At 70.7% G+C, this 12,909-nt stretch carries 12 protein-coding genes; 5 read left to right on the forward strand and 7 right to left on the reverse strand.

Annotated elements, in window-relative coordinates:
• Positions 1-70 precede the first annotated feature (70 nt).
• Genes AC07Y4_RS14555 through AC07Y4_RS14565 form a run of 3 tightly spaced genes read left to right on the forward strand, consistent with a single transcriptional unit; the run spans position 71 to position 3,704 of the window.
• Positions 71-1,654: a DUF1800 domain-containing protein gene (locus tag AC07Y4_RS14555; RefSeq protein ID WP_495274766.1), complete on the forward strand. Its 1,584-nt coding sequence runs from the start codon at positions 71-73 to the stop codon at positions 1,652-1,654.
• Between the two features lie 14 nt (positions 1,655-1,668).
• Positions 1,669-2,892: a DUF1501 domain-containing protein gene (locus AC07Y4_RS14560; RefSeq protein WP_487847285.1), complete on the forward strand. Its 1,224-nt coding sequence runs from the start codon at positions 1,669-1,671 to the stop codon at positions 2,890-2,892.
• Positions 2,893-2,948: 56 nt separating this feature from the next.
• On the forward strand, positions 2,949-3,704 hold the full coding sequence (locus AC07Y4_RS14565; RefSeq protein WP_487847284.1) for a tRNA-uridine aminocarboxypropyltransferase: 756 nt from the start codon (positions 2,949-2,951) through the stop codon (positions 3,702-3,704).
• 22 nt (positions 3,705-3,726) lie between these two features.
• On the opposite strand, the gene AC07Y4_RS14570 is transcribed toward AC07Y4_RS14565, so the two are convergent.
• Positions 3,727-4,614, reverse strand: coding sequence for an amidohydrolase family protein (locus AC07Y4_RS14570; RefSeq protein ID WP_487847283.1), 888 nt, complete (start codon positions 4,612-4,614; stop codon positions 3,727-3,729).
• 114 nt (positions 4,615-4,728) lie between these two features.
• Positions 4,729-5,019, reverse strand: coding sequence for a hypothetical protein (locus AC07Y4_RS14575; RefSeq protein ID WP_062474377.1), 291 nt, complete (start codon positions 5,017-5,019; stop codon positions 4,729-4,731).
• A gap of 157 nt (positions 5,020-5,176) precedes the next feature.
• On the opposite strand from AC07Y4_RS14575, the gene AC07Y4_RS14580 reads away from it, so the two are divergent.
• On the forward strand, positions 5,177-5,377 hold the full coding sequence (locus AC07Y4_RS14580; protein ID WP_062474379.1) for a hypothetical protein: 201 nt from the start codon (positions 5,177-5,179) through the stop codon (positions 5,375-5,377).
• Positions 5,378-5,392: 15 nt separating this feature from the next.
• Here the strand turns inward: AC07Y4_RS14580 and AC07Y4_RS14585 are convergent, their stop codons facing one another.
• Both AC07Y4_RS14585 and AC07Y4_RS14590 read right to left on the reverse strand, forming a co-directional pair.
• Positions 5,393-6,388 carry a Bug family tripartite tricarboxylate transporter substrate binding protein gene (locus tag AC07Y4_RS14585; protein ID WP_487847282.1) on the reverse strand — a complete coding sequence of 332 codons (996 nt, stop codon included), beginning with the start codon at positions 6,386-6,388 and terminating at the stop codon, positions 5,393-5,395.
• Between the two features lie 47 nt (positions 6,389-6,435).
• Positions 6,436-7,656, reverse strand: a complete 1,221-nt coding sequence (locus AC07Y4_RS14590; RefSeq protein WP_487847281.1) for a M20 aminoacylase family protein — start codon at positions 7,654-7,656, stop codon at positions 6,436-6,438.
• Positions 7,657-7,784: 128 nt separating this feature from the next.
• Here AC07Y4_RS14590 and AC07Y4_RS14595 point away from each other — a divergent pair, with 128 nt between their 5' ends.
• Positions 7,785-8,756 carry a LysR family transcriptional regulator gene (locus tag AC07Y4_RS14595; RefSeq protein ID WP_487847280.1) on the forward strand — a complete coding sequence of 324 codons (972 nt, stop codon included), beginning with the start codon at positions 7,785-7,787 and terminating at the stop codon, positions 8,754-8,756.
• Here AC07Y4_RS14595 and AC07Y4_RS14600 read toward each other — a convergent pair.
• From AC07Y4_RS14600 to AC07Y4_RS14610, 3 genes are all read right to left on the reverse strand, one after another.
• Positions 8,747-10,351 (reverse strand): phospholipase D-like domain-containing protein, encoded by a 1,605-nt coding sequence (locus tag AC07Y4_RS14600; protein ID WP_487847279.1) that lies wholly within the window; start codon positions 10,349-10,351, stop codon positions 8,747-8,749. The two genes, AC07Y4_RS14595 and AC07Y4_RS14600, sit on opposite strands and share 10 nt — an antisense overlap.
• Positions 10,352-10,442: 91 nt before the next feature.
• Positions 10,443-10,694 (reverse strand): cell division protein FtsQ/DivIB, encoded by a 252-nt coding sequence (locus AC07Y4_RS14605; protein ID WP_487847278.1) that lies wholly within the window; start codon positions 10,692-10,694, stop codon positions 10,443-10,445.
• Between the two features lie 89 nt (positions 10,695-10,783).
• Positions 10,784-12,880, reverse strand: coding sequence for a S8 family serine peptidase (locus AC07Y4_RS14610; protein ID WP_487847277.1), 2,097 nt, complete (start codon positions 12,878-12,880; stop codon positions 10,784-10,786).
• Positions 12,881-12,909 lie beyond the last annotated feature (29 nt).

Consider the following 12,909-nt stretch of genomic DNA (forward strand, 5'->3'; position numbering starts at 1 on the left):
ACCTGAGTGCGGGCCGAGGTCGGTCAACCGCCTACATCGCGAAGCGGTTGAAGGGCGCATGATCGTCCGCATGCCGTTTCCGAAGCTGCACCGTTCGCGCGCGATCGCCGTGACGCTGGCCGCCGTGCTGGCGCTCACCGCCTGTTCCACCGGCCTGCTGCGCCCCGAGGGCCCGCCGCTCACGGCGCTGGGCCACGCCGCCGACACACCCGCCGCGCAGCTGCGCTGGCTCGACCGCGTGAGCTGGGGCGCCAACGCCGGCAGCCAGGCCGAACTGGTGCGCGACGGCCTGCCGCGCTGGATGGGCCGCCAGTTGCGCCCCGCGCCGCGCCCGCTGCCCGCGGCGGCGCAGGCGCAAATCGACGCCATGGCCATCTCGCGCACGCCGCTCGATCAGCTCGTCTTCGCGCTCGATGCCCGGCGCAAGGCCGCCGACGCCATGCCCGACGAAGAAGCGAAGAAGGCCGCACGCACGGCCTACCAGCAGGAACTCAACACCCTCGCGCGCGAGGCGCAACAGCGCTTCCTGCTGCGCGCGCTGTACGCGCCCAACCAGCTGCAGGAGCAGATGACCTGGTTCTGGATGAACCACTTCAGCGTCAGCATCCGCAAGGACCTGGTGCGTGCAATGGTCGGTGACTACGAAGAGAACGCCATCCGCCCGCACGCGCTCGGCAAGTTCCGCGACCTGCTGGGCGCCACCGCGCGGCATCCGGCCATGCTGCGCTACCTCGACAACGCGCAGAACGCCGCCAACCGCATCAACGAGAACTACGCGCGCGAGCTCATGGAGCTGCACACGCTGGGCGTGGGCGGCGGCTACACGCAGGCCGACGTGCAGGAGCTGGCGCGCGTGCTGACCGGCGTGGGCGTCAGCGTGCAGCCGCCCGACGCGGCGCCGCCCGCGGTGCGCCCGGCCGTGCGCGCCGACTACGTGCGCCAGGGCCTGTTCGAGTTCCACCCGAACCGGCACGACTACGGCCCGAAGACCTTCCTGGGCCAGCCCATCCAGGCGCGCGGCCTGGCCGAGACCGACGAGGCGCTCGACCGCCTGGCGCGCGCGCCGGCCACCGCGCGCTTCATCTCGCGCAAGCTCGCCGTGTACTTCGTGGCCGACGAGCCGCCGCCCGCGCTGGTCGATCGCATGGCCGCCACCTTCACGCGCAGCGACGGCGACATCGCCGCCACCTTGCAGACGCTGTTCGAATCGCGCGAGTTCGCGGCCTCGCTGGGCCGCAAGTTCCGCGACCCCGTGCACTACGTGGTGGCGGGCGTGCGGCTGGCCTACGACGAGCGCGTGGTGCTCAACACCACGCCGATGATCGGCTGGATCAACCGCATGGGCGAGACCCTGTACGCCCACGAGACGCCCGACGGCTACCCGCTCAACGAGGCCGCCTGGGCCAGCGCGGGCCAGATGAACACCCGCTTCGAAATCGCGCGCGCCATCGGCACGGGCGGCGCCGTGCTGTTCCGCACCGACGACAAGGCGCCGCTCGAGAAGCCGCCGTTTCCGCCGCTGGCCGAGTCGCGCGCCGTGCGTGCGCTGCAACCCGGCCTGGGCACCGACACGCAACAGGCGCTCGCGCAGGCGAAGAACCCACCGGAGTGGAACACCTTCCTGCTCGCATCGCCCGAGCTGATGCGGCGTTGAAAAGAGGGACCGTCATGCAACGTCGACACCTGCTGCAACTCCTCGCCGCCACACCCTTCGCCGGCGCCGCGGCGCGCGTGGTTGCCGCGCCCGCCGCCGAGGGCACCAAGCTGCTCGTCGTGTTCCTGCGCGGCGCCTATGACAGCACCAGCCTGCTGGTGCCCACCGCGAACAGCGACTTCTATTACGCCTCGCGGCCCAACATCGCCATCCCCCGGCCCGGCACGCCCGACGGCGCGTTGCCGCTGGACGGCGGCGACTGGGGCCTGCACCCCGCGCTCGCGCAGAGCGTGCTACCGCTGTACCAGCGCAAGCAGGCGGCCTTCATCGCCTTCGCCGGCACCGACGACCTCACGCGCAGCCACTTCGAGACGCAGGACGCCATCGAGCTCGGCGTGGCACCCGACAACGCGCGGCGCGACTACCGCTCGGGCTTTCTCAACCGGCTGGCCGGCGTGCTCGGCGCCGGGCCGCTGGCCGACGTGTCGCCCATCGCCTTCACCGACCAGCTGCCCATCGTGCTGCGCGGCGACGACGCCAAGGCCGCCAACATGGCGCTCGCGGGCGTGGCGCGGCAGGCCCTCGATGCGCGGCAGAGCCAGATCATTGCGTCGATGTACCGCAACACCGTGCTCGCGCAGCCCGTGGCCGAGGGCTTCCAGGTGCGCGACGAGGTGGTGCGCGCCATGCAGGCCGAGATGGACGCCGCCAGCCGCAACGCCATGAGCCCCAAGGGCTTCGAGCAGGTCGCGCGGCGCATGGCGCTGTTGATGCGCGAGCGCTACGACATCGGCTTTGTCGACGTCGGCGGCTGGGACACCCACGTGGGGCAGGGCGCGGCCAAGGGCTACCTGGCCAACCGTTTCGAAGAGCTGGGCCGCGGCGTGGCCGGCTTCGCGCAGGAGATGGGCGAGCCTGCCTGGCGCCAGACCGTGGTGGTCGTCGTCAGCGAGTTCGGCCGCACCTTCCGCGAGAACGGCAACCGCGGCACCGACCACGGGCACGGCACCGTGTACTGGGTGCTCGGCGGCGGCCTGGCCGCGCAGGCGGGCGGGCGCGTCGTGGGTGAGCAGCAGCCGCTGACGCAGGCCACGCTGTTCCAGAACCGCGACCACGCGGTGCTCAACGAGTACCGGGCGGTGCTGGGCGGGTTGTTCCAGCGGATGTACGGGCTGTCGACGGCGCAGGTGGCGCGGGTGTTTGGTGGTGCGGCGGTGAAGGACCTGCGGCTGGTCTAGCGAGCCAGCGCGTGCAGCCGCACGGCGCCGACGGCCACGCCACCGAGAATCGGTGCATGCCTCACGCCGTCTCCCTCCTTCGCGCCGCGCGCCTGGCGCGCAGCGCCAAGCCTTTTCTTGCCCGTGGCGGCTTCAAGCGCGAGCGCTGTGCGGGCTGCCGGCTGGTGCCCAGCCATTGCATGTGCGCCGTGCGTCCTCCGGTGGCCACGCGCGCGGGGGTGTGCCTGCTCATGGCCGACATCGAGCCGCTCAAGCCCACCAACACGGGGTGGCTGGTGGCCGATGTGGTGGCCGACACCTTCGCCTTCGGCTGGGCCCGCACCGAGACCGATCCCGCGCTGCTGGCGCTGTTGAACGACCCGCAATGGCAGCCCTACGTGGTGTTCCCGGGGCAGTACGCGGCGCCCGAGCGCGTGGTGCTGGGCGTTCCTTCGTCGCCTGATGCGGCCGGCGGCGGCAGCGCGAAGCGTCCGCTCTTCATCCTGTTCGATGCGACCTGGGCCGAGGCGCGCAAGATGTTTCGCCGCAGCCCCTACCTCGACCGGCTGCCGGTGCTGAGCCTGCAGCCCGAGCAGATCACGCAGTACAAGCTGCGCAACTCCGGCCGCGACGACCACTTCTGCACCAGCGAGGTGGCGGCGATGTGCATGGACCTGGCCGGCGAGCAGGCCGCGCAGCAGACGCTGGACGCCTACCTGGGCGTGTTCACGCACCACTACCTGTGCGCGAAGAACCAGCAGCCGGTGGCGTGGGACGGCGCCGCGCACCAGCGGCTGCGCGAGGTGGCTGCGCGGCGCGATCAGGCCGCCTGAGACCGTCTGCGCGGGCGATGCCTCAGCGCAGGTCGAACAGCGCCGCCGCGTTGCCCCAGGCGATGCGCTGCGCCACGGCGGGCGGCAGGTCGCCCAGCCAGGTGCGGTAGCTGCGCATGATCTCGTCGTAGGCGCTCCAGCGCTGGTTGACCCAGGTGTCGGAGCCGACCATGAAGCGATCGGGGTGCTTGAGGATCAGCGCGCGCCACTCGGGGCACAGGCGACCGTCCTCGCAGGTCAGGCCGGGGCGGTACGAGAGTTCGCCCATCAGCAGCGGGTAGCGCTCCAGCATCGCCTGCACGCGCTCGACCGGCGTGCCGCCGATGCCGGTGTGGGCCCAGATGAGGCGCAGCGCGCGGCCCTTCGACGGCGCGTTCGCCATCAGCAGGTCGACGGCTACGTCGTCCACGTGCGCGAGCACGGCGAGCTTTTTCTCTTCGGCCAGCGCGATCAGTTTCTTGGCCACAGGGCCGTTGGCGTTGGCGCTCTCGTACAGGTGGAACTCGCCGAGCCCGCGGTAGGGGCCGCTGGCGGTGCCGCGCGCCAGTTCGGCCAGCACCATCTCGTGGATGCTTTCGTCGCGGAACCAGTTGTTGTAGTCGTCGCGGTTGCGGTACAGGCGCACGAAGGGCACCACGGTGACGCCGGCGGCGCGGGTCTCACGCGCGGCGGCCAGGGTCTGCGTGCCGGCGTTGGGCCGCGAGTTCGCGATGATGGCCTTCACCTGGTTGCGCTGCATGCGCGCGAGCGCCTCGGTGGGCGGGAAGGGGCCGGCGGTGCCGTCCCAGGCTTCCTGGTTGTAGTGCAGGTGGGTGTCGAACAGCGGGCCGTCGTAAGGCGCGGCGGCTTGCCCGTGGGCTTGGGGCAGGGCCAGGGCCGCGCAGGCGGCGATGCAGGCAATGAAGCGCATGGGGTTCTCGCGGTGAGGGCCGGGGAGCCGGATTACATCACCACAGATCACCGCATCGGCACAGCCGCGCCCTTGTCGCCGGGCGCGACCTCGAGGCGATCGCGCGGGCCGGCGTCAGCTGCCGGCCGGGTGCGTCGTCGCCTTGCGGCTGCCATCCAGCGAGTACAGCTGCGGGCGGTCTTCCACCGCGACCGCCACTGCCTCGGTGCCGTGCTCCGCGGCGCGCGGTTGCCGGTACAGCTCGTTCTCGAGCCGGCGGGCACGTTCCGCGTACATGCGGGCGAGGGCGCTGTGATGCTCTGCGGCAGCCTGGTGTTCGATGCGCGCCATCTGCGCCTCTTCGAGCAGTGCCGAGGCACGTTTCAAATAGGCCGTGTGGGTGGGCCGAAACAAGAAGTCGAACATGGTTTCACACTCCTTTCCGCTGCAACAACGGTGCAATCATTGTGAACGAATGGCCTCAAAACGCCATCACTTCCTGTGGCTGCGACGCATCGAAGAAGCGTTCTGTTTCACTTGAGTCAGACAGAATCGGTGGCGAAGAGAGAGGGTTCGATCACCGATGAGCAATGAGGTTCGTTTTTGTCTGGAATACCGGCTCGCCGAAGGCGGGCCCGCGCATGCCGTGCAGACCGCGTGGATGGTCGATTCACCGGCCACGCGTGCGCAGATCGAGGAAATGATTGTCAACGCGCGCGCGATGAATGCCGCGCAGGCGAAGTGGTGGGTGGAGGAGCGCCAGGGCGGCGACGCCCCGCGCTGAAACGGCCGGCAGGCCTCAGTCGCGCATGTTCGCGAACTTCACCAGCGTTGCGTACTTGGCCGTGTCCTCGCGCATGATCTGCCCGAGGTCTTCCTTGCCCGTGGCGGGGATGGATCCGCCTTCTTCCAGCCGCCGGCGGATCGTCGGGTCGGCCAGGCCGGCCTGCAGCGCCGCGCGCAGGCTCTGCACGATGGGCGCGGGCAGGTCCTTCGGGCCCGCGAGCGCGAACCAGCCGCTCAGCTCATAGCCCTTCAGCTGCGGATGCTCGCCGAGCGCCGGCACCTGCGGCAGGCCGGGAAAGCGCTTGGCCGACGACACGCCCAGCGGCACGATCCGCCCGCCCTGCAGGAACGGCGCCGCGGCGGTGGGCGACACGATCGCGAAGTCGAGCGTGCCGCCGACCAGGTCGCTCGTGAGCGGCGCGGTGCCGCGGTAGGGAATGTGCGTGAGGAACAGGCCCGCGCGCTGCTTGATCTGCTCGCCCACGAAGTGCAGCGTCGAGCCCACGCCCGAGCTGCCGTAGCTGTACTTGCCGGGGTTGCGCTTGGCCAGCGCGATGAATTCGTCGAGGTTCTTCACGCCCACCTTCGGACTCGCCACCAGCAGCACGGGCGCGAAGGCGAGCAGGCTGACGGGCGTCAGGTCTTTCACCGGGTCGTAGCGCTGTGCGGGGTTCACCAGCACCGTGGCCGCCATCTCGTTGCTGGAGCCGGCCAGCAGCGTGTAGCCGTCGGCCGGGCTGCTCACCGCGCGCTGCGCCGCGACCACGCCCGCGGCGCCGGTCACGTTCTCGACCACCACCGTCGCGCCGAGCTTGGCCGACAGGATGTCCGCCGCCACGCGCGCTGCCATGTCGACCGAGCCGCCCGGCGCGTAGCCGACCAGCAGCTTGATGGGCTTGGCGGGGTAGGTACCCTGCGCGAACGCCGGGGCGGCGGCACAGAGGGCGGTGGCGCCGAGCGCACTCAAGACCACGCGGCGCGAAACGGAAGAAGAAGCAAGACGGGTCATCGCGGTTCCAGTACGAAAAAATGGGAAAGGAAAGGCGAAAGGCCCGCTCAGGCCTGCGCGCCCAGGAAGCGCCGCACCAGCTGCACCCAGTAGCTGGCCGCGATCGGCAGGATCGCGTCGTTGAAGTCGTAGCCGGGGTTGTGGACCATGCAGCCGCCGGTGCGGTGGTGCTCGCCTTCGCCGTTGCCCACGATCAGGTAGCTGCCGGGGCAGCGCTCCAGCATGAAGGAGAAGTCTTCGCTGCCCGTGAGCGGCGCCAGCGGCGGCAGCAGGCCGTCGTCGCCCAGCCAGTCGTGTGCGACCTGCCGTGCGAAGCGCGTGGATTCCTCGTCGTTCACCAGCGCGGGGTAGCGCCAGTGGTAGTCCACCTCGGCCTTCACGCCGAGCGTGGCCGCCTGCGCCTGCGCCAGCTCGGTGATGCGCTCGCGCAGCATGGCGCGGATCTCGGGGCGGTAGGCGCGCACCGTGAGGCGCATCTGCACGCTGTCGGCAATCACGTTGGGCGCGTCGCCGCCGTGGATCGCGCCCACCGACACCACCGCCATCTCGCGCGGGTCGACGTTGCGCGACACGATGGTCTGCAGCGCCACGACGATGTGCGCCGCCGCCACCACCGGGTCGGCCGACAGGTGCGGCGCCGAGCCGTGCCCGCCGCGCCCCGTCACCGTGATCGTGACCGAGTCGGACGAGGCCATGAACGAGCCTTCCTTGAAGCCGAACTTGCCCGCCGGAAAGCCGGGCATGTTGTGCAGCGCGAAGATGGCGTCGCAGGGAAAGCGCTCGAACAGGCCTTCTTCCACCATGCGGCGCCCGCCGCCCAGGCCTTCCTCGGCCGGCTGGAAGATCAGGTGCAGCGTGCCGTCGAAGCTGCGCTCCTGCGCGATGACGCGCGCGGCGGCCAGCAGGATGCTGGTGTGGCCGTCGTGGCCGCAGGCGTGCATCTTGCCGGGCACCTGGCTGGCATAGGGCAGGCCGGTCGCTTCCTGGATCGGCAGCGCATCCATGTCGGCGCGCAGGCCCAGGCGTCGCGTGCCCGTGCCGCATGTCAGCGTGCCCACCACGCCGGTGCCGGCCAGGCCGCGGTGCACTTCGTAGCCCCACTCGGCCAGGCGCGTGGCCACCAGCTCGCTGGTGACGTGCTCTTCGTAGGCCAGTTCGGGGTGCGCGTGGATGCGGTGGCGCAGGCCGACCATCTCGGGCGCGACCTCGCGCACGGCGGGCAGCACGCTCTCGAGGGCGGCGGCGTTGTCGACGGTGTAGGTCGTCATGGGGGAATCTGTCTCCTTGCTGTCTTGCGGCGAGTCTAGGAATTCGCTGCCTGCGGGGGCAGACAGGCGCCGCCATGCGGAGGCGGGCGCAGCCTGTCGCCGCGGACGGCTGCGGATAATCGGCCGCCATGAAGCTGCACCAGCTCCGCTATCTCGCCGCCGTCGCCTCCGAAGGCAGCATTCGCGCCGCCGCGCGGGCACTGGGCGTCACCCAGGCCACGGTCACGCAGGGCCTGCGCGAACTCGAGGCGCATGCGCAGGTCGCGCTGTTCACGCGCCACGGCGGCGGCATCGCCTTCACGCCGGCCGGCCTGGAGCTGCTGGAGCATGCGCAGCGCGTGCTGGCCCAGCTGCGCCAGGCCGAGGACACGCTCTCACGCCACCGCGACACCGGTGCGCAGCAGCGCCTGACCGTGGCCATCACGCCCTGGATCACGCAGACCCTGCTGCCTCGCGTGGTGTCGCTGTTCCGCGAGGAGCTGCCGCATGTGCAGCTCGAGATGTTCGACGGCCTGTCGGCGCTCAGCTACCCGCGGCTGCGCGAAGGCAGCCTGGACCTGCTGATCGGCCGCATCGGCCCCGACGAGGCCATGCAGGGGCTGCAGTCGCAGCCGCTGTTCCGCTACGACATGACGGTGGTGGCGCGCCGCGGCCATCCGCGGGCCGGCGCGCAGTCGATGGCCGAGCTGCTGCAGGACGACTGGGTGCTCAACTTCACGCCGGGCGAGGGCGCGAGCTTTCTCGACAACCTGTTCCGCCAGCACGGCCTGGCTGCGCCCGTGCAGCGCATCCAGCTGGCGCATTCGCCGTCGATGATGCTGGGCCTCGTGCGCAAGACCGACATGCTCACCTTCTGCCCCTGGCCGCTGGTGGAAACCGAGAGCCTGCGCCATGCGCTCGTGACCTTGCAGCTGCGCGAGCGCTTCCACAGCAACGTCGTGGGCATCGTGCGCCGCGCGCAGGAGGCACCGTCGCACGCGGCGGCGCGCTTCATCGCGCACTTCCTGGCGCAGCTGCCGGCGTGGCAGGCCTCGGACGATCCGGAGCTGCGGCGGGTGCTGCACTCCGTGGATTTCATCGAGGCGGCGCCTCACCCGTGATAGTCGCTCCACGACATGCGCACCATGCCCGGCGGCGTGGGCGCGCCGGCTGAGGCCAGCGTCACCGGCGGGTCGTCGTCCACGCGGCTTCTGGCGCGCGAATCCCAGTCGTCGAGAAAGACCTGCTGGTAGTACTGCGCCACGTCTTCGTTGTGGATGATCAGCCCGGCGTCGCGGTTGCGCAGCACGCCGTCGCCCGACCAGTTGGTGCTGCTCACCAGTACCACCTGGCCGTCCACGATGATGCCCTTGTTGTGGATGCTGCCCTGGACGCGGAACACGTCCTGGTTGCAGCCCGCCTCGACCAGCTTGCGGATGTTGTCGGCCGCGCTGGTGCTGCCCAGGATGATGCGCAGGTCGAGGTCCGGCTCGGTGCTGCGCTGCGCCAGCTTGCGCAGCAGCGCGCGAAAGTCGGCGTCCTTGTCGGCATCGCTCCAGGTGATGTAGGCGAACTGCAGGTACAGCGAGGTCTGCGCGCTGTCGATGAGCGCGTTGATGTGCGGCAGGTAGTTGTCCGGCGTGAGCACGGGCTGGACTTTCACCGTGGTCTTCACCGCCGGCAGCCGCGCAGGCTCGACGGGCACCACCGGCCCCGCGAAGGCTACGGCCTGTTCCAGCAGGTGGTCGAGCGGCACGAACACGTCGGGCAACGTGAGCTTGGGCGCCACGTCCAGCGCCGCGTCGGCGGCGCCGTCGGCTTCTTCCTTCTCGGAGGCCTTGAGGTCGTGCAGGATGTACTTCTCGAAGACCTTCGAGAGCACGGCGTCGCTGCAGATCACGTGCCACTCGCGGTTGCCCTTGCTGAACATGCCCTTGGCCTGCGCGGGCGTGGCCACGGGGTCGATGTCGGGCTGGCTGCGCTTGCTCCAGTTGCCGCTCGACAGCCAGAAGGCCTTGCCGTCGCGCACCGCCACTTTCTCGTGGTACGCGCTGGCGAAGCGGCGGCCCTTGCCGCACTGCACGAGCCAGGCGGTGAAGTCGGCCTCCTGCTGCAGCTTGCGCAGCTTCTTGCGGATGACCTGTTCTTCTTTCGTCATGCCGTCGTCCCAGCTCAGCGCCGCCGCGATGCCGCCGTCGCGCACGAGTTCGATGAAGACCTGGGCGACGTGGTCGGCGTTGAAGTCGTACATCGCCACCGACAGCGAGCGCGTGGTGCCTTCGAGAAAGGGCCGCAGCACCGGCCACCCCGCGTCGGGGCCGACGTGGCACAGGAAGGGCTGCTTCACGTTGTAGATCTTGTCGATGGGCTGGCCTGCAGGCGGCTTGTAGACGAGGCCGACGGCCGCTTCGGCGAGCGCGTTCACCGTGTCTTCGAAGTCCGCGCTGGCGGCCAGTTGCCGCGCGGGGTCGGCCTGCATCACGCAGACGCGGTACGGGCCGAGCTGCCGGGGCGCGCGCTCGGCCACGGGCACCTCCGACAAGGGCCGCTTGCGGTCGACCAGCACGATCACCGCGGGCTCGCGCAGGAACCGGCCGTCGACCAGCGGAAAGCCCGGCTCCGCCGCCACGTAGCCGGGCAGGGCGGCCAGCTGCGCCTGGTGGGTGGCGATCACCGACCGGACCGCCGCGCGCGCGGCATCGTCGAGCACTTTCATGGGTGTTCCTTGGGCTGAGTTGTGGGGCACGCGTGTGCGGGCGCCTGCCGGCATGGCATGCGCGAAGGCAGCGACCCGGGTGGGTCGCGAGTCAGGAGATGTTGGGCAGCCGGCGCGACAGCTCGACCGACTCGACGGCCGGGTCGGCCTCGAGCTGCTGGAGCTTGTCGAGCGGAATCTCGGCCGAGAACAGGCCCGGCGAGATGTCGGCGCGCGCGGCGATGTAGTCCGGGCGCTCGGCGCCCTCGCACAGCTTGACCAGCACGACGACGCGCTCGCTCGACACCGGCGCGGGGGCGGCCGAGAAGTCGAGTTTCTTGAGCGAACGCAAATCGATGGGCATGAGAGGGCAGATGGGGGCGGGAACACAGATTACACCCCCCGCTCGGGTTCGGCACAACCGCACCGGGCGTGGGGGTCATGGCTGGATCGTCAGATCGCGCCGCTGCCGGCGCGGCCGTCGCCGCGCTGCGGGTCCCAGCCGGCCGGCCCGCCGCCGGGCTTGACGCCCGCCTTCAGCCTGGCGCGGATGTCGGCGATGGTCAGCTTCTTTCCAGCTTTGTGGGCCTTGGCCAGCATCAGCGCGACCAGCCCCGTCACCGCCGGCGCCGCCATGCTGGTGCCCGACTTCTTCACCATGCCGTCCTTCGTGCGCGACTGCGCGGCCTTCACCTGCACGCCGGGTGCGCTGACCTCGGGCTTGGGCCGGCCGTCGCGCGTCGGGCCCGCGCTCGAGAAGCTGGCGGCGGGCTCGCCCGTCTTGCGGGCGTCGTAGGCGCCGACCACGATCGACAGTTTTCCCGTCGACAGCGAGCCCAGCAGGTGCGACTTCACCGGCTGGCCGAAGTACGATTGGCCGCTGTCCAGGCGCTCGAGCCAGGCATGGAACGGCACGTCGTCGGCGGCCAGGGCGTGCAGCCGCACCTTGAACTCGCCGTCGGGCCAGTTGGGTGCGAGCCAGATGCCGATCACGTTGTCCTTGTTGTTCGGGTCGGTGATGCGGCTGCTGAGGAACGCGGCGATCTCGCCGTTGCCTGCACCGAGCGGAAAGTTTTCTCCCGGTGCGACGCTCGCCAGCACCTGGCCGTCGGGGCCCAGCAGCTCGGCACGCAGGCGCTGGCTGCCGCCGTACCAGAGCTCGAACTCGCCGCCCTTGCCGTTGACCAGGGTCCACGACACATCGAGGTGCCCGTTGCCGGGCACCGTGCCCGCCGTGTGCGTGTTGTCTTCCTGCGAATTGCCGGCCGCCAGCACGATCGCGCGGTTGGGCTTTTGCGACACGAGCGCGTCGAAGCCCTGCTCGACCAGCGAGGTGCCGTCGTGCGGGCCGCCGTTGGTGCCCAGGCTCAGGTTGACGACGCAGGGCCTGTCGCCCGCGCGGTCGAAGATGAACTTCACCGCCTCGAGCATCTGCACCGAATCGCCGAAGGAGCTGAACACGGCGTTGTGGCCGGTCCAGGCGATGTCGCGGGCCGACATCTCGACGAAGATCAGGTCGGCCTTGGGCGCCACGCCGGGTTGCAGCGACCCCCGGCCGTTGCCGCCGGCGATGTCCATCACATGCGTGCCGTGCGAACCCGGGCTGCCCGGCATGCCCGCGCCGGGGTCGTAGCCCAGCGCCTTGTACGGGTCGGCCTTCTTCAGCGCCTTGTCGATGTCCGCCGCCTCGAAGAGCCGGCCGTAGCCGTAGGGGCTGTTGGCCTTGGCCGGCGCGCCTTGCTGCCACAGCGCCAGCAGGCGCGTCTTGCCGTTGGCTTTCAGGAAGTTCTGGTGCGCGAAGTCGCCGCCCGAGTCGACCACGCCGATCACCACGCCGGCGCCGCCCGCCGTGCCGGCGAGTGCGGGGTTGTCGGCCTGCACGCCCATCGACGCAATGGTGTTGTTCAGCGCCGGCAGCACGGGCTGCGAGGCCTTCATGCTGAGCACGGCTGGATGCTGGCGGATGGCCTCGGCCTTGCCCAGCGGAATGCGGCCCGTGACGAGCACCGTGCCGTCGTCGGCGGTGCCGATGTCGGAGCCCGCATCGACGTCCGGAATGTCGGCCCACTCGGCATGGCTGGTGACGCGCGCCACCACCGGCACCGAGTCGCCATCGGCGGACGAGATGGGCATGCTCTGCTTGCCCGCGCGGCGGTTCATCACCGCCAGTTGGAGGCGCGGGTCCATCGAGGTCTCGACGTCCATCGGCAGGCGCTGGAGTTGCGCGAGCCCGAAGGTCGACACCGGCGAGAGCCGCGTGCACAGCGCATCGGCCGTGCCGGCGAGCGCGGCGGTGAGGGCGGGGGAGGCTTCGCCCGGCAGGTGGCCCGCGGCGGGCGCATCGGCATGGGCCGACTGCGCCACCATCGCGGCGGCCATCTCGGGCGGAAGGTCGACCCAGCTGTTGAGGAGCTTGATCTGCCCGGTCACGTGCAGCCGCACGCTGCCCGACGACAGCGCCGGCGTCAGCACCCCGTGCGGCATCCTGGGGACTTTCGTATCAGCGGGCGAGGGCTTCTTCGCGGCGACGCGCTTCTTGGCTGGGGCCATCGGTCGGATCTCCTTGCGCAGGGGGACGG

The organism is Variovorax sp. GW460-12-1-14-LB1, assembly GCF_059423605.1.

Bases quoted from the DNA above. Each gene is read 5' to 3' on its own strand.
- AC07Y4_RS14555 (WP_495274766.1), top strand. From the start codon at position 71: ATGCCGTTTCCGAAGCTGCACCGTTCGCGCGCGATCGCCGTGACGCTG.
- AC07Y4_RS14560 (WP_487847285.1), top strand. From the start codon at position 1,669: ATGCAACGTCGACACCTGCTGCAACTCCTCGCCGCCACACCCTTCGCC.
- AC07Y4_RS14565 (WP_487847284.1), top strand. From the start codon at position 2,949: ATGCCTCACGCCGTCTCCCTCCTTCGCGCCGCGCGCCTGGCGCGCAGC.
- AC07Y4_RS14570 (WP_487847283.1), bottom strand. From the start codon at position 4,614: ATGCGCTTCATTGCCTGCATCGCCGCCTGCGCGGCCCTGGCCCTGCCC.
- AC07Y4_RS14575 (WP_062474377.1), bottom strand. From the start codon at position 5,019: ATGTTCGACTTCTTGTTTCGGCCCACCCACACGGCCTATTTGAAACGT.
- AC07Y4_RS14580 (WP_062474379.1), top strand. From the start codon at position 5,177: ATGAGCAATGAGGTTCGTTTTTGTCTGGAATACCGGCTCGCCGAAGGC.
- AC07Y4_RS14585 (WP_487847282.1), bottom strand. From the start codon at position 6,388: ATGACCCGTCTTGCTTCTTCTTCCGTTTCGCGCCGCGTGGTCTTGAGT.
- AC07Y4_RS14590 (WP_487847281.1), bottom strand. From the start codon at position 7,656: ATGACGACCTACACCGTCGACAACGCCGCCGCCCTCGAGAGCGTGCTG.
- AC07Y4_RS14595 (WP_487847280.1), top strand. From the start codon at position 7,785: ATGAAGCTGCACCAGCTCCGCTATCTCGCCGCCGTCGCCTCCGAAGGC.
- AC07Y4_RS14600 (WP_487847279.1), bottom strand. From the start codon at position 10,351: ATGAAAGTGCTCGACGATGCCGCGCGCGCGGCGGTCCGGTCGGTGATC.
- AC07Y4_RS14605 (WP_487847278.1), bottom strand. From the start codon at position 10,694: ATGCCCATCGATTTGCGTTCGCTCAAGAAACTCGACTTCTCGGCCGCC.
- AC07Y4_RS14610 (WP_487847277.1), bottom strand. From the start codon at position 12,880: ATGGCCCCAGCCAAGAAGCGCGTCGCCGCGAAGAAGCCCTCGCCCGCT.